Genomic DNA, 23,184 nt, shown 5'->3' on the forward strand with positions numbered 1-23,184 from the left:
GAAACCTGTCCGCCCGGACGACTACACCGCCAGCCACTCGACTCCGGTGGTGACCTCCTCCAGCAACTCGGGCACGGGCGACACCCCCACCCCAGGTCCCGTCGGTACGGCGAGGTGCCCGTCGGCGAGCACGAACGGCTCGGTGATGTCCGTGCGGTAGTAGCGCCCGGACGCCGAGGTGTCGCCCGGCAGGACGAACCCGGGCAGCGCGGCCAGCGCGACGTTCGCCGCCCGCCCGATGCCGGTCTCCAGCATCCCGCCGCACCACACCGGCACACCGTGCGCGACGCACACGTCGTGGATCCGCCGCGCCTCCAGGTACCCACCGACCCGGCCGGGCTTGATGTTCACCACCTGGCAGGCGCCCAGCCGGATCGCCGCGGCCGCCGATCGCGCGGACGTGATCGACTCGTCCAGGCAGACCGGCGTCGCGATCAGCCGCGCGAGCTCGGCGTGCCCGAGCACGTCCTCCTCGTCCAGCGGCTGCTCGATCAGGAGCAGCCCGAACGGGTCCAGCCGGGCCAGGTGCCGCGCGTCGGCCAGCGTGTACGCCGTGTTCGCGTCGACCTGCAGCAGTACGTCGTCGCCGTACCGCTCGCGGACCGCCCGGACCGGCTCGACGTCCCACCCCGGCTCGATCTTGAGCTTGATCCGCAGGTAGCCCTCGTCGAGATAGTTGCCCACCGCATCGAGCAGCGCCGGCACGCTGTCCATGATCCCGACCGACACCCCGCACGGCACCCGGTCGTGCACCGCGCCGAGCTCCCGCGCGAACGAGCGACCCTCGGCCCGCAGCTCCGCGTCGAGGACGGCGGCCTCGAGCGCGGCCTTCGCCATCCGGTGCCCGCGGTACGGCGTCAGCACCGTCGCGACGGCGTGCGCGTCGATCGGGCCCGCCGCCGCCAGCGCCGGCACCAGGAACCGCCGCAGGACGTCGGCGGCGCCGTCGGCGTACTCCGACGAGTACAGCGGATCGGTCATCGCCACGCATTCGCCCCAGCCCTCGGACTCGTCGGTGACGACCCGCAGCAAGAGCACGTCGCGCGTGGTCTGCGTGCCGAACGACGTACGGAACGGGGCGACGAGCGGCATCGAGATGTGCCGCAGTTCAACACCTGTCAGCTTCACTGCTCTCTCCTCACCACGTACCAGCCTGCTCGGTCGAATCCGGTGATCCGCCCGCCGTCCGACAGCAGCGCGCCGAGCGTCTCGCGGACCGCGGTCCGCCACGCCCGGGCGAGCGCCGGCTGGCGCACCCGCAGTCCCTCGACGTCCGGCGGCACCGCGACCAGGCACATGCCGTCGCCCGGCGGGCCCGCGACCGGCGCCCCGGCGTCAGAGATGCCGAGGGCCACGACCGCCGCGCCCGTGTCGACGGCGTGCGGCATGCCCTCGCAGGCCGCCATCACCGCCGGGTCGGCGAGCCGCCAGCGCACCAGCAGCCGGTCGGAGTCGTCGCCGCCGTTGATCGCGTCGGTCATCGCGCCGTAGAAGTTCGGCAGGTACTCGTCGGCCCGGGCGCCGAGCTTCACCAGGTTGAAGTACGCGTTGCGCCTGATCAGCGGGTCGAACGTCCACGCCACCTCCGAGACACCGCGCCCCAGCGCCCAGGACCGCTGGTGCAGCTTGAGCGCGAAGCCGATGCCCCGTCCGATGCCGTCCCGGGACACCCCGGCGATGTGACTGTGCAGCGCGTCCTCGGAAGGGGCGTGGAAGAAGCCGACGCAGGCCCCGACCAGCCGGTCACCGGCGAAGGCGCCGCCGACGTAGTTCCCGGCCTTGGTCAACGCGCGCAACAGCTCCACGGTGACCTGGGGGTTGGTGCCGTTGCCCCAGATCGCGGCGTACAGCCGCACGACCTCCTCCAGCTCGGTCAGCTCCCGGATCTCCCGGACTGTCACCCCCGCGGTCAACGCCGCCGCCTCGGCGGCGGCCGTCGCGCGGTCCAGGACCGGGTCGGCCAGCACCCGTAGCCCCCCGTGGTCTTCAGCTCTCGTCATCGTCGCCCCGTGCCAGTCGTCGTCAGGTGCCGGATCGGATCGGTCAGCAGGTCCTCGACGAGCGCGCGCAGGAGTTCCGTCCGCGTTGCCAGCGGTTCGATCAGGACGTGCTCGTCGTCGGCGTGTGCGCCGCCGCCGACCGCGCCGAGGCCGTCGAGCGTCGGCGTACCGACGCCGGCCGTGAAGTTGCCGTCCGACGCACCGCCGACCGCAGCCGCCGTCGGCGCCGGCATCCCGAGCCGGGCGGCGACCGCGCGGATCCGTTCGAATAGTGCGGCGGAGGATTCCAGCGGCGGCCGATTCGGCCCGCCGGCGATCTCGATCGCCGCGCCCGGCAGCGCCGGTCGCAGCGCACGCATCGCCGCGTCGACGCGGTCCTGTTCGGCCGTCGTCCGGGTGCGCACGTCCACCGCGAACGACCCCTCGGCCGGCACGGTGTTCGTCGTCGTCCCGGCGCGGGAGGCCGTCGGCGTCACCGACGTACCGACTTGCGGTGCGCCCAGCGCGTGCACGGCGAGTGCCTGCTGCGCGAGCTCCAGGGTCGCGTTGATCCCGCGCTCCGGCTCGAGGCCCGCATGGGCTGCGCGGCCGGTGATGCGTACGTCGTACAGCGAAACGCCTTTGCGTTCGGTCTTGAGTGCGCCGCCGTCGGCCGAGGCCTCGAGAACCAGCGCGGCCTCGGCCGCCCGGGCTTCGTCCTCGATCAAGGACCGCGACGACGGCGAGCCGAGCTCCTCGTCGCCGGTGACCAGCAGAGTGACACCGTCCTGTCCGGCGGCCGCGTGGAAGGCCATCGCGAGTCCTGCCTTCATGTCGAAGCAGCCCGGCCCACGCAGTACGCCGCCCTCGACCGAGTACGGCCTGGTCGCCAGCGAACCCAGCGGCCACACCGTGTCGTGATGGCCGAGCAACAGGACGCGCGGCCGCTCGCCGAGCCGCCAGCGCAGATGGGTACGGCCGTCGAGCACGATCCGCTCGGGCTCGACCCCGAGGCGAGCGGTCCCGACCCGCTCCACCACCGCGGCGGAGCGGGCGACCGCGGACAGGTCGGCCGACGGCGACTCGCACTCCACGAGGGTCCGGATGTCCGCCAGGAGATCGGTCAGCATCACTTCACCCGCGGTGTCGCCCGCACCCCGAAGTGGACGTACCGTTCGCCGGTCGGCAGCTCGTAGAAGGTGACCGGCGCCCACGTCTCGGCCTCCGGCGGCTTGACCAGGAACTGCTTCGGCCCGAACGGCACCATCGGGTACTCCTCCACCGGATCGGGCACGAGCTCGGCGAGCGGACCCGTCAGGATCGTCCGCAGCACCGGCCCGTCGGCCGTCGCCTCCACCTCCATCCGGACCGACGCGCGCTCGTACGTCCCGACGTACGGCGTGACGTCCACCTCGACCGGCTCGGCGGGCGGAGCCACCGGCGCAGGCATCGCCAGGCCGGCCAGCTCGGCGAAGATCTCGCGGTACAAGTCCTCGTACAGATCGCGGGTGTTGCCGCCGTTGGTCAGCAACGTGACCGCAAGTCCTTGCGACGGCAGGACCCGCAGGAACGCGGCCTGCCCGAGAGTGTTGCCGTCGTGGCCGTACAGCCGCTGACCGTCCCACCCGAAGCGGATCCAGCCCAGCCCCCACGAGTCGCCGAGCACGTACTTGTCCGGCAGGTCGGCCTGGTGCTCGGTCATCGCGGTCGCACTGGCTTCGGCGAGCACTCGCGTCCCGTCGGCCGTCGTCCCACGGGACAGATGCAGACGAGCGAACGCCAGTACGTCGGCCACCGTCGACGTCACGAGCCCCGCGGGACCGACAGAGCGCGGCAGTCCCCAGACCCGTACGGGCTGCTGACTCCCGTCCCGCTCCTCATGACCGACGGCCGCGGCGAAGACCAGCGCTTCTTCCGGGAGCGTTGTGGTGTGGGTCAGGCCGAGCGGTGTGAACAGCCGCTCGCGCATCGCCTGGTCCCAGGTCTTGCCGGTGACCTTCTCGATCACCCGGCCGAGCAGCGAGTAGCCCGAGTTGCAGTACGACCAGGTCGCGCCGAGCGGATGGTTCTGCGCCGCGTCGGCCAGCAGCTCGACGTACTTCTCCAGGCAGTCGTCGCCGCGGCCGGTGTCGGTGAAGATGTCGCCGTCGATCCCGCTGGTGTGCGTGAGCAGGTGCCGCAGCGTGACGGCCTTCGTCACGTCGGGGTCCCGCAACCGCAGTTCCGGCAGTACCTCCACGAGCGGCGTGTCGAGATCGAGCAAGCCTTCGTCGACCAGCTGCATCGCGACCGTCGCGGTCCAGACCTTGGTGATCGAGCCGATCTGGAACACCGACTCCCCGGTCACCGGGGCGCCCGTGTTCAGGTTGAGGACGCCGTACGACGCCTCCACCTGCTCGTCGGCCCGGAGAATGCCGAGTTGCGCACCCGGCACGTGATGCCGTTCCGCGAGCCGGGCCAGCCGCTTCTGCCAGTGCGCCACATCGATCCGTGGCCGTCCCGAACGGACGACGTGCTGCTCGACCCAGTCGACGATGCGGCGGTTGAAGTCGAGCCGCTGCGACGGCGGGCCGGTCAGGATGAAGGCGTGCGACGCGTCCGGGTACAGGACCAGCCGCGTCGGTACGCCGAGCTCGCGCAACGCGGTGTGCCACTGCTGCGCCTGCCCGACCGGACACCTGAGGTCGTCGGCGCCGTGCAGGATCAGCGTCGGCGTGCGGACGGCGTCCACGCTCGTGATCGGCGACATCGCGGCGTACCGCTCCGGCTGCGTCCAGGGCAGGCCGCCGAGTTCGTGGACGCTGAGGAAGTGCCCGTCGTCGGAGGTCCCGGCCATGCTGACCAGGTCGCTGACCACACCGCCGGCCACCGCGGCGGCGAACCGGTCGTCGTTCGCGGTCAGCCAGCAGGTCATGAACCCGCCGTAGCTGTAGCCCGCGACGGCCAACCGCTCCGGATCGACCGACCCTTCCACGACCAACTGGTCCAGTGGTTCGAGGAAGTCTTTGCTGTCGGCAACACCCCAGGCGCCGACCGCCCCGTCGAAGAAGGCCTCGCCGTACCCGTCGCTGCCGCGCGGATTGACGAGCAGCACGGTCCACCCGCGCGCGGCGAGTTCCTGGTGGTAGAGGTGGACCTCGTCGGCAGCCCCGTTCCACGCGTTGTGCGGCCCGCCGTGGATGTCGAGCAGCAACGGCGTGGGACCGGAGCGGTCCGGGTCACGCACCAGCCAGGCTTGCACCTGCGTACCGTCGGAGATCGTGAACGTCCGCTCCTCCCGGGGGAACAGCTCCACGTCCTTCAGCGCGGAGCCGTGCTCGGTGAGGACGGTCGGGTCGCCGGTGGCCAGGTCGACGACCGCGATCTCGCCGTACGACGTACCGGTCGCGAGCGTGATCGCGGCGTTGCCGGCGGCAACGGACAGACCGCCGACCACGCGATCGTCACCGGCCAGGACCGCCCGCGCCCCGGAACCGTCGAGAGCCACCGACCACAAGCTGGTGCAGCCGCGGTCGCGGACGCAGAAGTAGACCCGCCCGTCATGCTCCTGCGGCCGCCCGCCCGGGTACGCGGTCGCGCCCGGCATCACGTTGCGATCAAGCGATCCGGACAGATCGACGGTCTCGCCGCCGTCCAGCGGAACGAGCAGCAACCGCAGATGGCCCTTCGGGTCACCTGGCCAGCCGATGACCAGCAACGCACTGCCGTCCGCCGTGTAGTCGACGGTCGCCGCGAGACCTTCCGTCAGCGCGACCGCCCGCGCTTCGGTCTTCGGGTCGTCGACCGCGAGCAGGTGTACGGCGGTCCGGTACCGCAGGTCGCTGTCGTCACCGGCGCGCCGGGTGAAGGCCAGCGTCGTACCGTCGGGCGACCAGACCTGCTGGCCCGCGCTCTCCGGATCGTCCGTGAGCCGACGGACGTCGCGAGTCGCGAGGTCGAGGACGTGCAGTTGGCTACGCACAGCGCCGTACCGGCCGGCGCCGTCGGCCTGGTAGTCGACGCGGTCCGCGACCAGCGGGCCACTCACGTCGTCCTCGACCGGCGCGCTGAACGCGAGTCGCCGGCCATCCGGACTCCACACCGGCACACCGGCACCGAGTGGCAGGTCGGTCAGGGTCTCCGACTCGCCTCCGTCGACGGCCAGTACTGCGAGTTGTCCGTCTCTGACGAACGCGACGCGGGCCCCGTCCGGTGACCAGGTAGGCGCGCCGTCCTTCGGGCCCGCGGTCAGGCGGCGGGCCGGGCTCCCGTCGGTTGCCGCGAGCCACAGTTGGTCGACGTTGCGGTCGAGGTCGGCGTCCAGGGTCCTCAGCACATAAACGATTCGGGTACCGTCCGGGGACAACGCCGGCTGGGACGGGACCACGAGCTCGGTCAGGTCGTCGATACGCATCCGTCGGGTCATCGTGTGCTCCTGTCGGTCGGGGCCTTCGGCCCGGGAACGGCGGCGAGCAGCTCGCGCGTGTAGTCGTCGCGAGGCTCGGAGAGGACGCGGTCGGTCGGTCCGTGCTCGACGATCCGGCCGCGGTACATGACCGCGACCTGCGTCGACACGTAGCGGACCACCGCGAGGTTGTGCGAGATGAAGAGGATGGACAGGCCGAGCTCCCGCTGGAGTTCGCGCACCAGGTTGAGCACGGCGCCCTGGATCGAAACGTCCAGCGCGGACGTGATCTCGTCGGCGATCACCACCCGCGGACGGCCGGCCAGGGCGCGAGCCAGTGCGACCCGCTGCCGCTGACCGCCCGACAGCTGCGACGGGTAGGACCCGGCCTGGGCGGGATCGAGATGCACGAGCCCGAGCAGCCGCTCGACCTCCGCCCGGCGTTCGGCGCGTGACCCGCCGGGCGGGACGACCTCCGCGACGCTCTCACCGATCCGCATCCGTGGGTCGAGCGAGGAGTACGGGTCCTGGAACACCATCTGCAGCGGACGCTGCCGGCCCCGGGTCGGCACCGGCCGGCCGTCCAGCAGGATCTGACCTCCGGCCAGCGGCGCGAGTCCCACCGCGGCCCGGGCCAAGGTGGACTTCCCCGATCCCGACTCGCCCACCAGGCCGACGATCTGCCCGGCCGGGACGGTCAGGCTGACACCGTCGACGGCCGTGGTCCGGCCGTAGCTGACCCGCACGTCGTCGAAGCACAACTCGCTCACGGCGCCTCCACCAACTCGTCGACGGACGCTTCGTCCGCGAGCGGCTCGCCCGCATGCCAGCACGCGACCCGGCGCCCCGCGCTGTCGGCCGCCAGCGGCGGATTCTCGGCCCGGCACCGCTCGTCGGCCAACGGGCACCGGGCGGCGAACGCGCAGCCCGGCGGAAACTCCGCGGGCGCGACCGGCCGGCCGGGAATCACGGCGAGCGGCTGATCGAGGTCGGTGTCCAGATCGGGTACGGCGGCCACCAGCGCGCGGGTGTACGGATGCCGCGCCCCGGTCGTCAGCTCGCTCGCCGGCAGGTCCTCCACGATCCGGCCGGCGTACATCACCAGCACGCGGTCGCACACCTCGCGGACCACGGTGACGTCGTGACTGATCAGGACCAGCGCGACGTCGTCGGCCTGCCGGATCGCGTCGAGCAGGTCGAGGATCTGCCGCTGCACGGTGACGTCCAGCGCGGTCGTCGGCTCGTCGGCGACGATCAGCGCCGGCGCGCTCATCAACCCCAGACCGATCATCGCGCGCTGCCGCATCCCGCCCGAGAACTCGTGCGGGTACTGCCGGATCCGCCGCTCGGCGGCGGGGATCCGCACCGCCCGCAACCGGTCCGCGGCCCTGGCCAACGCCGCGCGCCGGCCCAGCCCCTGATGGTGGTGCGCCACCTCGGCCAGTTGGCTGCCGATCCGCTGGGTCGGGTTGAACGACGTCATCGGGTCCTGGAACACCATCGCCAACGACGTTCCGAGCAACCGCTGCCGCGCCTTGGTGTCACGGCCGCGCAGATCGGTCCCGAGGAACTCGAGCCGCTCGGCGTCGACCCGGCCCGGCGCGTCGATCAACCGCGAGACCGCCAGCGCGGTGAGCGACTTGCCGGAGCCCGACTCCCCCACCACGCCGAGCGCCTCGCCCCGCCGGACGACGAACGACACGTCGCGCACCGGGTGGATCTCACCGGAAGGGCCGGAGAAACGTACGGAGAGGTCGCGGACGTCGAGCACGACGTCCGGCGTCGCGGCCTGTTCCGCCTGTCCGTGGTCGCGCTCGGGCACAGCCCGGTGCGTCGTACCGCGGAGCGTGCCGATCCGGGTGACACCGAGGCCCTTGGCAACGGTCTCGCCGAACAGGTTGAACGCCAGCCCGGCCAGCAGGACGGCGGCGCCGGGCGCCAGCGCGGCCGCCGGGTTCACGTAGATCGCGCCGATCCCGTCGTACAGCAGCCGGCCCCAGTCGTAGGCGGGCGGCTGCACACCGAGGCCGAGGAACGACAGGCCCGCGAAAGCCAGCAGCGCGCCGCCCGCGCCGAGCGTGGCGTTGACGACCAGCGGCTCGGCGATGTTCGGCAGTACGTGCCGGAACAGGATGCGGATCCGGCCGACCCCGGCGATCCGCGCGGCGGCGATGAAGTCGCGCGCCGCGAGCCCGGCGACCAGCGTTTGCGTCAGGCGGGCGAACGCCGGAGCCCCGGCCAGTCCGATCGCGAGCACCGCTCCGGTCGCGCCGACACCGAAGATCACCGCGAAGAACAACGCCAGCAGCAGTCCCGGGAAGGCGACCGCGACGTTGACCGCACCGGTCACGAGCCGGCCGAGGCGGCGGCCCAGCAGGAACGGCGCGGTGCCGAGCAGCAGACCGATCGCGATCGCGATCAGGGTCGCCGCGAGCGCGAGCTCGACCGTCAGCCGGCCGGCCACCAGGACGCGGTAGAAGATGTCCCGGCCGAGGTTGTCGGTCCCGGCCCAGTGCTCGGCCGACGGTCCGGCCAGGATGTCGCCGGTGTCGACCGCGCTCGCCCGGCCCGACCAGATCACCGGCCCCAGGACGGCCAGCAGCAGCACCACGACCACCAGGGCCGTCGCGGTGAGTCCGAGCGGGGTCCGGAGCACACCGATCCATCGTCGCCGCATTCAGTCCTCCCGGATGATCGAGCGCGGGTCGAGCAGGGCCAGGGCCACGTCGACGGCGGTGTTCGCGGCCAGCACGCCCACGCCGTACACGAGGACGATGCCCTGGACCACGGGATAGTCCTTGTCGAGGATCGACTGCACGATCGTCATCCCCAGGCCCGGCCAGCTGAAGACGTTCTCGATCAGCACCGTGCCCGCGACCATCGAGCTGAGGATCAGCGCCCCGAGGGTGAGCGCGGCGGTCGCCGCGTTCGGCAGGGCGTGCCGGAGGTAGACCACACGGGCCGGCAGCCGCTTGGCACGGGCGGTGCGGATGAAGTCCGCGTCGAGCACACCGACCAGTTCGACGCGCAGGATCCGCGCCAGGATCGCCGCCGGGCCGAGCGCGAGACAGAGCACCGGAAGGACGTAGGCGGCCGGCGACTGGTTGCCCGCGACCGGCAGCCAGCTCAGGCTGACGCCGAAGACGAAGACCAACCCGACCCCGATCAGGAAGTCCGGGATGATGCCGAGGATCACGCTGCCGGCGGTGAACGCGAGCTCGGTCCGGCGGCCGCGACCGCCGCGGGTGAGCACGCCGACCACGACACCGACCGGCAGCGCGATCGTCACCGCGAGAGCGAAGGCGAGGACGGCCAGGGTCAGTGTCGACGGCAGTCGTTGCGCGATCACGTCGGACACCGGGAGCTGCGACACCAGCGAACTGCCCAGATCGCCGCTCAACAGCCGCTCCAGGTAGGCGCCGTACTGCCGCCACAGCGGGTCGTCGAGGCCGAGCGCCGCCCGTTTCGTTGCCACCAGCTCGGCCGGGGCGGTCGGTCCGAGCGCGGCCCGGACCGGGTCACCCGGGATCAGGTGGATCATCAGGAACGAGGCCGTCACCACCACCCACAACGACACGAGCAGGCGGCCCAGTCGCCGTACGCCGAACCGCACCCAGTCATGCGCCCACAGGCCTTGCCGTACGGCGCTGTCGAGCGCCGGATCCGTTGTCGTCATCTGATCAGTTCGCCAGCATCCGGATGCTGGTCGGGACGAGCCCCGGTGCCGCGAACCGCGCCTTGGCGCCGAACATCTGGACCGCGCTGTTCGCGAACGGCACCAGGTCGGCGGCGGCCACGATCGCGGACTCCGCCTCCGCCCAGGTCGGGCAACTCTCCTTGCCGGACATCGCGGCGGCCTTCTGGACGGTGGCCTCGTAGGTCTTGTTCTGGATCGCGGCGAAGTTGGTTCCGTTCGGTGCGGCCGGCCCGGACAGGAACGGCACCACCTGGTCCGGACTGCTGACGCCCAGCGGGATCCACGCGATGTCCCAGTCACCGGAGCTGAACAGCGTCGAGTTCAGCGCCGTGCCGTTCATGCCTTTCGCGGTGACCTTCACCCCGGCGGCCTGCCACTGCTGGACGGCGAGTTCGGCCGCCGCGGCGACCCCGCTGCCGCGACTGTTGTCGTACAGGAAGGTCAGCGGCGGCACGTTCGCCTTCTGGACGGCGGCTTTCGCGGCCGCGACGTCCCGCGCCGGCAGGCTCCGCGCGAGCGCGTCGCCGACGCAGGCAGTCGGCTCGATCGTCGCGAGAGTGGTCGGCGGCGTGCCCTTCCCGGAGGTGATCACCTTGCGGAGCTCAGGCAGGTCGAGTGCCTGGGTGAGCGCCATCCGGACTGTCGCGTCGCTGGTCCCACGGCCCTTGGCGTGGTTGTACCACTGCTCACCGACCAACGACGTCGTCTTCGTGGCGAACAGACCGGCCTTCTCGAGCCGCTGCGCGTCCGGGCCGATGATCACCGCGGCGTTGAGACCCCCGGACAGCATCAGGTTCGCCGCGGTCGTCTCGTTCTGGATGACCTTCATCACGACGGTCTTCGGCATGCCCTGCGTCGCCGTCGACGCTCCGTTCGGTCCCCAGGTGTAGCCGTCGCGACGCTGGTACGTGTAGTGGTCGCCCGGCGCCGCCTCGGTCAGCTGGTACGGTCCCGTGCCCGCGGTCTTGTTCGCCAGCGACTTGCGGTCGGTCAGACCCGACGGGCACACGATCGGCAGGCTGGCCAGGCCGTTCAGCACGAACGGCGCGGGTGTGGCGAGGGTGATCGTGACGGTCCTCGTCGCGTCGTCGGCCTTCCCCGTCGCGCCGACCGGGAGGAAGGTGCCGAGGAACGGGCTCTTGTTCTTCGGGTCGCCGACGTACTTCAGGTTCGCGACCACGCCCGACGCGGCCAGCGCCGTACCGTCGGAGCATTTGATGCCGTCGGCAAGGGTCAGCGTGACGGTCTTCCCGTCCACCGCCCACTTGGTCGCCAGGCCGGACTTGATGTCGCCGTTACCGGCGTCGACCGACAGCAACGGGTCGTAGGCCAGCTGGGTGACCGTGAACAGCGCGCCCGCGGCCGACGACTGCGGGTCGAGGTTGCCCGGATCGGTCGGCAGCGCCATCGTGAACGTGCCGCCGTCCACCACCGGGGCGTCACCACCGCCCTTCGCGCTCTGGTTGCTACAGGCAACGAGTGAGATCAGGACGGCGGCGCAGACAGGAGCGCGGAGATTCATGGCGGGTTCCGTTTCGTCGAGGAGTCTCAGGCGCCGGCCCGGCGGACGGCCCGGCCGACATGCAGGTACAGGGCGTGGCCGTGACCGTCGTCGCCGAGGAAGACGTGCGGCAGGTGCATGCCGCGGTCGGCCTCGACCGGGATCAGGCTGTTCTCGCCGTACGGCACGAGCTCCTTGCGCTCGGCCTGTTCGCCGAGCTCCGCGAAGACGCCCTTCGGCTTCTGCACCAGCCAGATCCGGCCGTCCTCGTCCTGGCTGACGGTCATCTCCATCACGTCCGCCTCGTAGGTGCCGACGTACCGGCCCGCGTCGACGCGCTCCGGCGCCGCGGGAGGCTCGGGCAGGGCGGGCAGACGCACGTGGCCGAGCTGTTCGAGCACGTGCCCGACGACGTCGCGGTAGAGGGACACGGCGTCGCCGCCGTTGGTCAGCAGGGCGACGGCGACGCCGGTTCCGGGGACGATCCGCAGGAACGCCGACTGGCCGATGGTCCCGCCGTCGTGCCCGATGACCAGGCCGTCCGGGGTCTCGAACCGCTCGAAGCCGAGCCCCCAGGAGGTGCCCATCAGCCCGAGATCGGGGAGGTCGACCTGGCGGTCGTGCATCCGGCCGGCGGTCCCCGGAGCGAGGACCTGCGTGCCGTCGGCGGCCTTGCCGTCGTTCAGGTGCAGCTGCGCGAAGGTCAGCAGGTCCCGCGGCCGCATCGCCAGCGAGGATCCGGCCGGCGCGTTCGACCGGACGAGGGCCCAGACCGGCGCCGGTTGGTACCCGGCGCCCGGCTCGGTCTCGATGTGCCCGACGGCCGCGCGGAACAGGATCGCCTCGTACGGGCCGGGCGCGGTGTGGGTCAGCCCGAGCGGCGTGATCAGGTGGTCGCGCAGGCACACGTCGTACGGCGAGTTCCTCAGCACCTCGACCAGCCGGCCGAGGACGCAGTAGCCGGCGTTGTTGTACGAGAACTGCTCACCGGGCGGGAACAACTGCGTCACACCGTGCAACTCCCGCAGGTACTTCTCCACACAGTCGTCGCCGCGACCGGTGTCGGTGAAGATGTCCCCCTCGAAGCCCGCGGTGTGGGACAGCAACTGCCGCGTGGTGATGCGGGCCGCGGCGTCCTCGTCGGCGATCCGGAACTCGGGCAGATACGTCCGGATCGGTACGTCGAGGTCGACCTTGCCCTCGTCCACGAGCTGCATCACCAGCGTCGCGGTCCACAGTTTCGTGATCGAGCCGATCTGGAACACCGAGTCCGCGGTCGCCTCGACGACCGTCGACCTGCTGAGGACGCCCGCGGCGCCGTCCACCACTTCTCCGCCGGCCAGAACCGCCCACGCCACCCCGGGTACGTCGTACCGCTCGATGGCTCCCGGCACGGTCTCGGCCAGCCACTTCTCGATCTCCGTCAACGCTGCCATGCCGCCAAGCTAGAAGGCCGGCCCGCCCGGGGATCCGTCCCGCCGGACAGAATCCACCCGGCTTGTCCGTCCGCCCCGACAACCACCCCGACAACTGCCCCGACAACCGGCGCGATCACCCGGCGAGGAGGAGGCGGTCGGCTCGCCGTCGTCCGAGCCTGGAGACCTGACACGGCTCCGGAAGGAAGCGGGAACATGGACGTGGCCCGACTCTCAGCTGCCGCCTTGACCGCTGTCGTCCTGGTCACCGCCTGCACCGTGACGACGGACCCGCAGGAGGTTCCGGCCCCTGCGGAACCTTCGACGTCGTCGACAGCGCCGGCACCGACCGTGACCGGAACGGTCGATCGCGCGGCGATGAAGTCGGACGAGCAGGCCGCCGTCAGCGCGGTGGACGCGTTCTGGCGCCGGTACTTCGCCGATCAGCCCGGTCAGCCGCAGTACCGGGGTCCGCGCGTGGCCGGGGCGTACGTCGGTACCAACGGACCGCCGTGCGGAGGCGAACCGGAGTCGGTGCCGTTCAACGCCGTGTACTGCCGGCCGGGTGACTTCGTGGCCTGGGACGACAACCTGATGGCCGCCGGCTACCAGCAGATCGGCGACGCCTGGATCTACCTGATCATCGCGCACGAGTGGGGCCACGCGATCCAGGCCAGGCTGAGCGCCGATCGCGTCTCGGTCGCCGCCGAACTCCAGGCGGACTGTCTCGCCGGAGCCGCACTGCAGGGGGCGGCCGACGACGGGCTGATCGAGATCGAACCGGGTGACAGCGAGGAGATCGCGAGGACGCTGGCGGCGGTCGCGGACGACTACCCGTGGACCGATGTGAGCGACCACGGGAACGCCGAACAGCGAACGGCGGCGTTCAACGCCGGTGTCGAAGGCGGTGTCCCCGCCTGCCTCACGTGACGTCAACGGAACAGGTCGAGGCCGTTGCCGATCAGGGCTGCCGCGAGTACGACGAGGACGACGACGGTGATCGTGGTGAGGTTGCGCACGAGCCATTCCTCGAAGGACTTCAGGACGGGCGCGGACCGCTCGGCTCCGGCACCGGCGACCGCGACGACCGGCAGGACGACGGTCGCGGAGGCAACGCCGACGAACACGAGAACCGCGCCGGCCGTGGCACCGGCACTGAGGCCGGCTGCTCCGATCGAGCTGCCTGCACTCAGTACGAGTGGGAGATTCTTGACGTTCGCCAGCGCGGCGCCCGCACCAGCCAGCGCCAGGCCCGGTCCGGACAGCGTTGCGATCCGGTCGAAGATCCGCGGACGCTCCGGCTCCTTGTCAGGACCGGGTCGCCGCCGCCAGTAGCGCACGGCCAGCAGCGCGAACAGCACTCCGGCGGCCAGTTGCAGGACGTCGTTGCCGTCACGTGCCGACTCCTCGTCGGCGGCCGCGACCTCATGGGCGAGCCCAGCGACGAGGCCGGTGACGATCACCAGCGCCGCGACCCAGCCGGCCGCGAAGACGAGTCCCGCACGCACGGGCCGGGCCGACATCAGCACCAGCACGATGCACGCCATCGGCACGGGACTCAGCGCGATCGCAGCTGCCTGGGGCAACACCGCACCGACGACCGGCCACATCACGACCACTCCTTGGAAACCCTGGGCACGGCGACCGAATCCGACTGTCCCGCACCCCGGACCGCCCGACCTCCCCCGTCCCGGGCGACGGCATCCCGCGGCGGAAGTGCCTGTCTGCCGCCCGTCGGCAGGTCCCCCGGATCGTGGGAGGCCCGCGTCGCCGACTGCCAGCACCGTGGGTGGAGTGGCAGACCTCTCCGCTCCCGCTCGACGGATCCCACGACCGGTGCTGCGGCTCGCGAGGATCCTGCTCGTCGTGGTCGTCGGCTGGTTGCTCCTGCGGCTGCTCCGCAGCGTGGACTGGAGCGAGGTGGCCTACGCGCTCACCCATCTCGAGATCTGGCAGATGGTCGCGCTGCTGGCAGCCGTCGCCGTCCGGCGCTTCGTCCTGGCTGCTCCGCTCGCGCTGTTCATACCGGGTCTGGGTCAGCTGCGAGCCATGGTGAACGATGTCGCCGCGGCGGCCGTCGCCACCCTGACTCCGTCGCCCGGTGATGTCGTTCTCCGGCTGGCCATGATCCGTTCCTGGGGTATCGACGCCACGAACGCGGCGTCCGGTCTGACGCTGAGCACGGTCCTGTTCTACGTAGCCCGGCTGGCCGCGCCCGTGCTGGGATTCCTCACGTTCTGGGCCGGACGGTCGTTCTACGCCCCGTTCGGCTGGGCGGCGTTCGTGTTCGGAGCCGGGGCCGCAGTGCTGCTGGTCGGCCTGCTGTACGCGCTGCGCGCCGAGCGTTCGGCCGCCGCGGTGGGACGACTGCTCGGCCACGCGCTCCGCCGCGTACGCCCGGCGAGCACCGGCCCGGACGCGTGGGCGCAGCGACTCACGGACTTCCAGGCGCACAGCGCGCGGAACGTCCGCAGCCAGGGCTTGCTGGCCGGCCTGAGTCTGGTGGGCGTGGTCGTGACGGAGACGGCCGTGTTCGTGCTCTGCCTGGCTTTCGTCGGCGTACCGCTCGACCGGGCCGACCTCCTCGTCGTCGCCTGCAGCTTCCTGGTCATCTATCCGCTGACCGGTCTGCCGCTGATGGGCGCCGGCATCCTCGACGCGACGTACGCCGCCTTCGTCTCGTCGCACAGCGACCTGGATGCGACGAGCCTCGTCGCGGGACTTCTGGTCTGGCGGGTCGCGGTCCAGGTCCTCCCGGTCGTGGTCGGCCTGTCCACGATCGCCTGGTGGCGACGCACGGAGGCTGTGCGGTACCGGTGAGCGGTGTCACCGGATCACCCGTTTCGGGTGAGTCGGGCCGGCCGAGCCGTGCCGGCGGCCGGATTCACCCGGAGTGGATGACCTGCCGGCAGCAGGCCGAACCTATGCTCGGGACGGTCGCGGAAGCGTAGAACTCGATCCGATCCGCACCTGAGGAGGTCGGGATGACCCAGGCGGGCGGCACTCCATCCGGTCCGCAGGAAACGCCCGCCACCACGGGACGCCGCTTCCACTTCGCGCAGCTCCTGACGATCCCCGTCCTGGTCGGCGCGCTGGTGGGTGCGCTCGTCACCGCGCTGATCGTGCTCCTGGTCGATCGCGGCAGCACCGACCAGTCGGCGGCGGCCGACCCGGCGGACCCGGGTACGGCGATGTGCGCCGCGGCCCCGATCGCCGACCGGGTGCTGCCGTCGGTGGTCACGATCTCGGCACGCCGCGGCGCGCAGGCCGGCACCGGATCGGGCCAGATCATCAAGCAGGGCGGCTACATCCTCACCAACGACCACGTCATCTCGGTCGCCGCGAACGGCGGCAGCGTCTCCGTCCAGTACAGCGACGGACGCTCGTCGGACGCGCGGATCATCGGCCGCGACCCGAGCACGGATCTCGCCGTCCTGCAGGCCGCCGACGAGGCCAAGAACTATCCCGTCATCGCCCTGGGGTCCTCCGCGGCCCTGCGGGTCGGTCAGCCCGTCGTCGCGCTCGGCGCACCTCTCGGCCTCAGCAGCACCGTCACGTCCGGCATCGTCAGTGCGCTGGACCGCTACGTGCCGGTGCCCGGCGACGGTGTCACGCACCACCTGGTCGGCGCCGTCCAGACCGACGCGTCGATCAACCCCGGCAACAGCGGCGGAGCCCTGGTCGACTGCTCGGGACAGCTGGTCGGCGTCAACGCGGCGATCGCCACGGTGCCGAACGCCGCCGGCGTCGGCGGCGGCGGGAGCGTAGGCCTCGGTTTCGCGATCCCGATCGATCTCGCGAAACCGATCGCCGAGCAACTCATCAACACCGGGAAGCCCGGTCACCCGACGACCGGCCTGCAGGTGCAGGAGATCCCGGCCTCGGTCACGCAGGCGCTCGGAACGTCGGCCGGGCTGTTCGTGGTGTCGGTCGACGCCGGCGGGCCCGCCGCGAAGGCCGGGTTGAAGGCGGGCGACATCATCACCGAGATCGACGGCGATCCGGCGGTCAGCAGCGAGCAGATCGTGGTGGCGACGCTGACCCGCCAGGCCGGCGACACCCTCGAGATCAAGTACACCCGCTCGGGCACGCCCGGCACCGCCACCCTGACGCTGGCCGCGGCCTAGCTCGTAGCGGCGGGTTGCGAGGCCAGGAGGTCGAGGCCCAGTTCCCGGGCCAGGTACCTCGCGGCCGACTGCCCGTTGACGCTGTTCCCTGCCCGATCCAGCCGCGGTGCGAAGGTGCCGAGCGCGCCCTTGCCCGGCGAGACCGTCACGATGCCGCCGCCGATGCCACTCTTGCCGGGCACGCCGACATCGAGCAGCCAGTCGCCCGAGGTCTCGTACAGGCCGGCGATCGTCATCACCGCCAGCGTGACCCGGGCGATGTCCGCGCCGACCACCCGTTGCCGGGTCGTCGGGCAGACCCCGCCGTCCGCGAGGGTCGCACCCATCACCGCCAGATCCGCCGCGGTGACCGTCAGGCAACTCTGCCGGGTGTACAGCTCGGTCGCGTCGTCCGAGTCGCCGTCCAGCGCACCAAGACTGCGGAGCAGCGCGGCCAGCGCCCGGTTGCGGTGGTTCGTCGCCGACGCCGACGCGAGCACCTCGGTGTCGAGGACGAGCTCACGGCCCGCGAAGCCGGACAGTCCCTCGACGACGAACTGCCAGCGCGCCTCCAGCGAACCGCCCGGCACCAGGCTGGCGGTGGCGATCGCTCCCGCGTTCACCATCGGGTTCGTACGCCCGTCCGGCGACTCCTCGACCGCGCGGACAGAGTTGAAGGGCAGCCCGGTGGCGTTCACCCCGACCAGTTCCCGGACCGCCTCGACACCGATCGCCTGACAGGTCAGCGCGAACACGAACGGCTTGGCCACACTCATGATCGTGAACGGCTGCCGCGAGTCCCCCGCCTCGAACAGCCGCCCGTCGATGGCGGCGACGCAGACGCCGAACAGCTCGGGATCGACGCGCGCCAACGCCGGGTACACCTCGCTCAGCATCCCGTCGGTCCGCCCACGGAACCGTTCGTACGCCGCCTGCACGAGCCCGGCGACCGTGTCCGCCGGCGGCAGCCCACCGGTCGAGACGTACCGTTCCAGGCCCGGCACGTCAGAACCGCCAGACCAGCGGAATCACCACGAGCGCGGTGAGCAGCCACCACAGCAGCACCGGCAGCCCGAGCTTCCAGTAGTCGCCGAACCGGTAGCCCGCCGGGTTCATGATCATCATGTTGGCCGGCGTGGCGATCGGCGTCAGCAGCGACGCCGCCCCGGCGACCGCGACGAGCATCAGGACCGGCTGGACCGACGTCCCCGTCCCCTGGGCCGCGGCGACCGCGATCGGCGCCACGATGAGCACCGTCGCGGTGTTGCTGACCACCTGCCCGAGAGCGGCCGTGAGCAGGAAGAGCGCCAGCAGCAGGAGGTACGGCCGCCCCGGTCCGACCGCCTCGACGATCAGGTCGGCGATCCGGTCCGCACCGCCGCTGGTCTGGATCGCCGTGGACAACGGGATCAGCGCCCCGATCAGGACGATGATCTGCCAGGAGATCGCGCGGTAGGCACGCTGCGGGCGGACGACTCCGGTGAGCACCGTCGCGGTCGCGGCGAGCAGGCCCGCCATCGCCGGCGGGACCGCGCCGGTCGCCAGCAGGACCACCATCGCCGCGAGGATCGCGACCGCGAGCGATGCCTTGGGACCCCAGGGCACGGCCTGGCGCCGGATCAGCTCGGGCGAGTCGACGAGCAGGACGTCCCTGTCCTTGGTCAGCTCCTCGAGTGCCGGCCACACGCCGTGGACGAGCAGGGCGTCGCCTTCGGCCAGCCGCGTCGGCCGCTTGCCGCGGTCCTTGCCCATGCGCTGCACCGCGACGATCACGAGGTCCGGCCCGCGGTGCATCCCCGGGAACACCGTCTCGCCGACCAGCGACGACCGCGGCGGGACGACGACCTCGATGACCCCGGTGTCCCGCGTCATCAGGTCCTCGACGCGACCCGGCACCCTGCTGACCGCCAGGCCGGCGTCGGCGGTGAGGCTCCGCACCTGCTCGGGCGGCCCGTTCACCACGAGTACGTCGCCGACACCGAGCGCCGCGTCCACGTGGTACCGGCCTTGGGTGTCCTGCACGCCGACGACCACCAGGTCCGGGTACGGCGTGAGGTCGAGTTCGCGCGCTTCCTGGCCGAGCAGCGGCGACAGTTCGCGGATCCGCAGGCGGTAGAAGGCCTCGCTGCGCGAGTAGTGCAGACCGAGCGTCTCCGCGTGCAGGGCGAGATCCGCGGGCGGATTCACCGGTCGAGCGGCCGGCAGCAGACGCGGACCGGCCAGCACCGCGATGGCGATGGTCCCGATGACCAACGGGACGCCGACCACGGCGAACGAGAAGAAGGCGAACTCACCGGCCCCGGCCTTGCTCGCGGCCTCGGAGACGATGATGTTGACCGGCGTCCCCGTCAGCATCAGCAGCGATCCGGCGCTGCCCGCGAAGGTCAGCGGCATCAGCATCCGCGACGGCGGTTCGCCGATGCGCACAGCGAGCATCACCACGAGTGGGAGCAGCGCCGCGACCGAGCCGTTGAGCGTGATCAGCGCCGTCAGTACCGCGCACAGGCCACATACTGCGAGCAGCAGGCGGGTGCGGGTCGTCCCGGCGTACCGCACGATGGCCTGCCCCGCCCAGGCGGTCACACCGGTGGAGTCGACTCCCTCGCTGACGACGAACAGGGACGCGATGAAGACGACCACGGGATCGCCGAAGCCCGAAATCACGGCCGGGAAGCCGAGCACGCCGGTCGCCCACAACGCGAGCGCGGTGAGCACCGCGACGACCTCGACCGGCAGCTTGTTCCAGACGAACACCGCGACGGTGAGCGCCAGGATGATCAGGCTCAGCGTGCCGTCGTCCATCGCCTCGGCCTAGCCGAGGTGGACCGGAGCGGACGGCCCCCACGGGATGCCGATGAGGTACCAGGCGATGTAGAACAGCGTCCACGCGACCAGGACGATGGCGGTGTAGGGCAGCATCATCGACACCACGGTGCCGAGGCCGGCCTTCTTCCGGTACCGCTGGGACACCAGCACGATGAACGGCAGGTAGACCATCAGCGGTGTGATCACGTTGACCGGGCCGTCGCCGACACGGTACGCCGCGATCACGGTCTGCGGAGCGATCCCGAGGCGGTAGAACAGCGGGATGAAGATCGGTGCCAGGATCGCCCATTTCGGGATCACGCCGGGCATGATCAGGTCGATGACCGCGACCAGCAGGATGAAGCCGATCAGCAGCGGCAGCGCGCCGATGTCGGCGCGCTCCAGCAGGTCCGCGAGACCGGTCGCGGCCAGGCTGGAGATGTTCGAGTAGTTGAAGTAGGCGATGAACTGGGCGATCAGCAGCATCAGGAAGATCAGGCCGCCGAGGCCGTTGAAGGTCTTCACGATCGCGTTGATGACGTTGGTGCTGCCGGTCAGCGACTTCGCGCCCCGGCCGTAGCCGAGGCCGGCCGCGAGGAACAGCATCGAGATGATGAACAGCAGGCTGCTCATGAACGGTGAGGAGCCGAAGATCTCGCCGGTGTCGGGATTGCGCAGCGGCGCTCCCGGGATGAAGGTCAGCGCCGACACGATCGCGACGGCCACCAGCAGGTAGTAGACCGACCACCGCAGGCCGCGCGCCTCCAGCGCCATCTCCTCGTCGGTGGGCTGGTGATCGGCCGGCGCGTCCGCCGGCGCCTCGGCCGGGTCGTACTTGCCCAGCCGGGGTTCGAGGAGCCGCTCGGTGATCAGGGTCATCACGACCGCGCAGAACAGTGTCGCCGCGACGCTGAAGTAGAAGTTGTGCGTGACGTTGAGATGGACGTCCGGAGCGACCAGCGCGACGGTCTCGTTGGTGACCTCGGTGATGATGCCGTCGGCCGGCGTGATCAGCACGTTCACGAAGAACGCCGCGCTGACACCGGCGTACGCGGCCGCGATCCCGGCGAGCGGGTGCCGGCCGAGGGACACGAACGCGGCCGCGCCGAGCGGGATCAGGACCAGGTAGCCGGCGTCCGAGGCGACGCTGGAGATGCCGCCGAGCAGCACGATGATGAACGTGATCGCACCCTTGGGCGCCACCTTCACCATCCTGCGGATCAGGGCCGCGATCAGGCCGGCCTCCTCGGCGACGCCGACGCCGATCATCGCGACCAGGATCACGGCCACGACCCCGAAGTCGTTGAAGTTCTGGACCGCGGTGGTGAAGATGTAGCGGATGCCGTCGCCGCTCAGCAGGCTCTTGGCCGTGATGGTCTCTTCGTGCACCTCGTACTGCGGCACCGGGGGCGGGGGCGGCGCGTCGTTGCCGGGCACACTCGTGCCCCCCGGGTACTCGGGCCCGACCTGCACGGTCGCGGGCTCCGCGACCTCGGTGGTCACGCTCGCGCCGGTCCAGGCGAGCACCTGCGAGAGCACGATCACCAGGCCGATCAACGCCAGGAAGATCAGCGCCGGGTGCGGGACCTTGTTGCCGACCCGCTCGATCCCGTCGAGGAACCGTTGCATCGCTCCCTTCTTGGGCTGCTTCTCGCCCACCGCCTTGGCGATCACCGCGACGTCCCGGGCCGGCCGTCGGCCGCGGGCGGCGTGAACGCGCACGCGAACTCGATCAGCAGCTTGGTGCCGAAGCCGGTCGCCCCTTTGTTCCGCCACGTCCTCGGCGCCGGCAGCTGCGCCGTCCCCGCGATGTCGACGTGCGCCCACGGGTGCCCGTCGACGAACTCCTCCAGGAACAGCCCGGCGGTGATCGAGCCCGCGTTGACACCGCCCATATTGGTGAGATCGGCGATCGGCGAGTCGAGCTGCGCCCGGTACGGCCGGTGCAGCGGGAGCTCCCAGACAGGCTCGTCGGTGACCTCGCCGGCCCGCTTCAGCTGGTCGACGACGGCGGGGCTGTTCCCCATCACGCCGGCGAGCTCGACGCCGAACGTCCGCAGGCAGGCGCCGGTCAGCGTGGCGATGTCGACGATCGCGTCGACGGGCTCCTCGGTCGCCAGGGCCAGCGCGTCGGCCATCACGAGGCGTCCCTCCGCGTCGGTGTTCAGGACCTCGACGGTCGTCCCGTTGCGCATCCGCAGCACGTCGCCGAGCTTCATCGCCGAGCCGGAGGGCATGTTGTCGGTGCACATCAGGTAGCCGGTCACGGCGGTGGTGCAGCCGAGGTCGCGCAGTGCCGTCATCGCCGCGAGGACCGCCGCGGCGCCGGTCATGTCGTTCTTCATCTGGGCGTGCGACTCGTCGCTGGGCTTCAGGCTGATGCCGCCGGAGTCGTACATGATCCCCTTGCCGATCAGGGCGATCCGGCCGGTCGGTTCGGCGGGCAGGTAGCGCAGCCGGATCATCCGGGGCGGCTCGACACTGCCCCGGTTGACGCCGAGCAGGCCACCGCAGCCCAGCTCCACCAGCTGGTCCTTGTCGAAGACCTCGACCTGCAGCCCCGCCGGTGGACCGACCTCGAGCGCGACCTCGGCCATCCGGACGGCCGACAGCGTGCTCGCCGGGCAGTTCGCGAGATCCCGGCCGAGACCGCACGCCGCGGCGACCAGCCGGCCGCGTTCGACACCGGTCCGGACGGCGTCGACCTGCTCCTCGGACGCCACGACCAGGAGGGATTCCAGCGCCGGACGGTCGGCGTCGCGCCCGAGGAAGTACCGCCAGCGAGCCAGCAGGACGCCTTCGGTGACAGCCTGGGCGTACGCCGCGGCGGCGGCGCCGGTCTCCCGCGCCGGAACCTCGATCGCGAGGCGCTGGTGCCAGGGCACCGCGCGGGCGAACTCCGCGGCCACGTCGCGGACGACCGTCGGATCCGCCCGGTCCGGCGTACCCGTACCGACCGCGACCCGGGCCGGACCGGTGGGATGGGCGTGCACCAGCGTCTGTCCCGGCTCCCCGGTGAAACCGGCGGACGCCAGCCCGGCCGCGTCGAGGCCGAGTTCCTCCGGCACCTCCGCCCCGACGGCCACGGGGACCGCGAGGGCGTCCGCGTCCACCTCTGCCTGCTTGAGCGCGACAACGGTGACGGCGGGTCGACGACGGGTCGACGGGATCGGATCGAAATCGTCCGGAAGCGTAGGCACGAGACGTCCTCCAACCGGGGCCGCCGGCTGGGCCCCCGCGCTGCATCCCATCAGGCGGCCCGGCGGACCGGCTCCTCCGATTAGGGTGAGGTGCGCC

At 71.5% G+C, this 23,184-nt stretch carries 17 protein-coding genes; 3 read left to right on the forward strand and 14 right to left on the reverse strand.

Translation table 11 applies throughout. The features are described 5' to 3' along the window. Positions 1–21 precede the first annotated feature (21 nt). The 9 genes from menC to ABZW60_RS19865 are packed head-to-tail and all read right to left on the reverse strand — an operon-like array spanning position 22 to position 12,997. A complete protein-coding gene (menC, locus tag ABZW60_RS19825) occupies positions 22–1,128 on the reverse strand; it encodes an o-succinylbenzoate synthase (protein ID WP_355478741.1) in 1,107 nt (368 codons plus the stop codon). Beyond that, positions 1,125–2,000, reverse strand: coding sequence for a GNAT family N-acetyltransferase (locus ABZW60_RS19830; RefSeq protein ID WP_355478743.1), 876 nt, complete (start codon positions 1,998–2,000; stop codon positions 1,125–1,127). The genes menC and ABZW60_RS19830 overlap by 4 nt, the downstream gene beginning before the upstream one ends. Continuing rightward, positions 1,997–3,109, reverse strand: a complete 1,113-nt coding sequence (locus tag ABZW60_RS19835) for a M20/M25/M40 family metallo-hydrolase (RefSeq protein WP_355478745.1) — start codon at positions 3,107–3,109, stop codon at positions 1,997–1,999. The genes ABZW60_RS19830 and ABZW60_RS19835 overlap by 4 nt, the downstream gene beginning before the upstream one ends. After that, a complete protein-coding gene (locus ABZW60_RS19840; RefSeq protein ID WP_355478747.1) occupies positions 3,109–6,384 on the reverse strand; it encodes a serine hydrolase in 3,276 nt (1,091 codons plus the stop codon). Before ABZW60_RS19840 ends, ABZW60_RS19835 begins: the two co-directional genes overlap by 1 nt. Beyond that, on the reverse strand, positions 6,381–7,133 hold the full coding sequence (locus ABZW60_RS19845) for an ATP-binding cassette domain-containing protein (RefSeq protein WP_355478749.1): 753 nt from the start codon (positions 7,131–7,133) through the stop codon (positions 6,381–6,383). The genes ABZW60_RS19840 and ABZW60_RS19845 overlap by 4 nt, the downstream gene beginning before the upstream one ends. After that, a complete protein-coding gene (locus tag ABZW60_RS19850; protein ID WP_355478751.1) occupies positions 7,130–9,040 on the reverse strand; it encodes a dipeptide/oligopeptide/nickel ABC transporter permease/ATP-binding protein in 1,911 nt (636 codons plus the stop codon). Before ABZW60_RS19850 ends, ABZW60_RS19845 begins: the two co-directional genes overlap by 4 nt. After that, positions 9,041–10,039: an ABC transporter permease gene (locus tag ABZW60_RS19855; RefSeq protein ID WP_355478753.1), complete on the reverse strand. Its 999-nt coding sequence runs from the start codon at positions 10,037–10,039 to the stop codon at positions 9,041–9,043. Positions 10,040–10,043: 4 nt separating this feature from the next. Beyond that, positions 10,044–11,582 carry an ABC transporter substrate-binding protein gene (locus tag ABZW60_RS19860; protein ID WP_355478755.1) on the reverse strand — a complete coding sequence of 513 codons (1,539 nt, stop codon included), beginning with the start codon at positions 11,580–11,582 and terminating at the stop codon, positions 10,044–10,046. A gap of 26 nt (positions 11,583–11,608) precedes the next feature. Beyond that, positions 11,609–12,997, reverse strand: a complete 1,389-nt coding sequence (locus ABZW60_RS19865) for a serine hydrolase domain-containing protein (RefSeq protein ID WP_355478757.1) — start codon at positions 12,995–12,997, stop codon at positions 11,609–11,611. Positions 12,998–13,192: 195 nt separating this feature from the next. Here ABZW60_RS19865 and ABZW60_RS19870 point away from each other — a divergent pair, with 195 nt between their 5' ends. Further along, the gene (locus ABZW60_RS19870) at positions 13,193–13,906 is read left to right on the forward strand and encodes a neutral zinc metallopeptidase (RefSeq protein ID WP_355478760.1); all 714 of its coding nucleotides are present in this window, start codon (positions 13,193–13,195) and stop codon (positions 13,904–13,906) included. A 2-nt stretch (positions 13,907–13,908) separates the two neighbouring features. On the opposite strand, the gene ABZW60_RS19875 is transcribed toward ABZW60_RS19870, so the two are convergent. Continuing rightward, positions 13,909–14,586, reverse strand: coding sequence for a GAP family protein (locus ABZW60_RS19875; RefSeq protein WP_355479063.1), 678 nt, complete (start codon positions 14,584–14,586; stop codon positions 13,909–13,911). Between the two features lie 226 nt (positions 14,587–14,812). On the opposite strand from ABZW60_RS19875, the gene ABZW60_RS19880 reads away from it, so the two are divergent. Further along, a complete protein-coding gene (locus ABZW60_RS19880) occupies positions 14,813–15,796 on the forward strand; it encodes a lysylphosphatidylglycerol synthase domain-containing protein (RefSeq protein ID WP_355478762.1) in 984 nt (327 codons plus the stop codon). A gap of 164 nt (positions 15,797–15,960) precedes the next feature. Then, positions 15,961–17,103: a trypsin-like peptidase domain-containing protein gene (locus ABZW60_RS19885; protein WP_355478764.1), complete on the forward strand. Its 1,143-nt coding sequence runs from the start codon at positions 15,961–15,963 to the stop codon at positions 17,101–17,103. Here ABZW60_RS19885 and glsA read toward each other — a convergent pair. The 4 genes from glsA to ABZW60_RS19905 are packed head-to-tail and all read right to left on the reverse strand — an operon-like array spanning position 17,100 to position 23,087. Continuing rightward, complete coding sequence (glsA, locus tag ABZW60_RS19890) at positions 17,100–18,086, reverse strand: glutaminase A (RefSeq protein WP_355478766.1); 987 nt, start codon at positions 18,084–18,086, stop codon at positions 17,100–17,102. The two genes, ABZW60_RS19885 and glsA, sit on opposite strands and share 4 nt — an antisense overlap. Position 18,087: 1 nt before the next feature. Continuing rightward, positions 18,088–19,884 (reverse strand): SLC13 family permease, encoded by a 1,797-nt coding sequence (locus tag ABZW60_RS19895; protein ID WP_355478768.1) that lies wholly within the window; start codon positions 19,882–19,884, stop codon positions 18,088–18,090. 9 nt (positions 19,885–19,893) lie between these two features. Next, positions 19,894–21,609 carry an AbgT family transporter gene (locus ABZW60_RS19900; protein ID WP_355478770.1) on the reverse strand — a complete coding sequence of 572 codons (1,716 nt, stop codon included), beginning with the start codon at positions 21,607–21,609 and terminating at the stop codon, positions 19,894–19,896. After that, on the reverse strand, positions 21,558–23,087 hold the full coding sequence (locus tag ABZW60_RS19905; RefSeq protein WP_355478772.1) for a leucyl aminopeptidase: 1,530 nt from the start codon (positions 23,085–23,087) through the stop codon (positions 21,558–21,560). Before ABZW60_RS19905 ends, ABZW60_RS19900 begins: the two co-directional genes overlap by 52 nt. Positions 23,088–23,184: the final 97 nt, after the last annotated feature.

Origin of the sequence: Kribbella sp. NPDC003557, from assembly GCF_040610805.1 — a bacterium.
Lineage (GTDB): Bacteria > Actinomycetota > Actinomycetes > Propionibacteriales > Kribbellaceae > Kribbella.

Excerpts from the sequence above, each read along its gene's own strand:
- ABZW60_RS19830 (WP_355478743.1), bottom strand. The coding sequence starts at position 2,000 with ATGACGAGAGCTGAAGACCACGGGGGGCTACGGGTGCTGGCCGACCCG.
- ABZW60_RS19865 (WP_355478757.1), bottom strand. The coding sequence starts at position 12,997 with ATGGCAGCGTTGACGGAGATCGAGAAGTGGCTGGCCGAGACCGTGCCG.
- ABZW60_RS19895 (WP_355478768.1), bottom strand. The coding sequence starts at position 19,884 with ATGGACGACGGCACGCTGAGCCTGATCATCCTGGCGCTCACCGTCGCG.
- ABZW60_RS19850 (WP_355478751.1), bottom strand. The coding sequence starts at position 9,040 with ATGCGGCGACGATGGATCGGTGTGCTCCGGACCCCGCTCGGACTCACC.
- ABZW60_RS19855 (WP_355478753.1), bottom strand. The coding sequence starts at position 10,039 with ATGACGACAACGGATCCGGCGCTCGACAGCGCCGTACGGCAAGGCCTG.
- ABZW60_RS19885 (WP_355478764.1), top strand. The coding sequence starts at position 15,961 with ATGACCCAGGCGGGCGGCACTCCATCCGGTCCGCAGGAAACGCCCGCC.
- ABZW60_RS19835 (WP_355478745.1), bottom strand. The coding sequence starts at position 3,109 with ATGCTGACCGATCTCCTGGCGGACATCCGGACCCTCGTGGAGTGCGAG.
- ABZW60_RS19870 (WP_355478760.1), top strand. The coding sequence starts at position 13,193 with ATGGACGTGGCCCGACTCTCAGCTGCCGCCTTGACCGCTGTCGTCCTG.
- ABZW60_RS19875 (WP_355479063.1), bottom strand. The coding sequence starts at position 14,586 with ATGTGGCCGGTCGTCGGTGCGGTGTTGCCCCAGGCAGCTGCGATCGCG.
- ABZW60_RS19860 (WP_355478755.1), bottom strand. The coding sequence starts at position 11,582 with ATGAATCTCCGCGCTCCTGTCTGCGCCGCCGTCCTGATCTCACTCGTT.
- ABZW60_RS19840 (WP_355478747.1), bottom strand. The coding sequence starts at position 6,384 with ATGACCCGACGGATGCGTATCGACGACCTGACCGAGCTCGTGGTCCCG.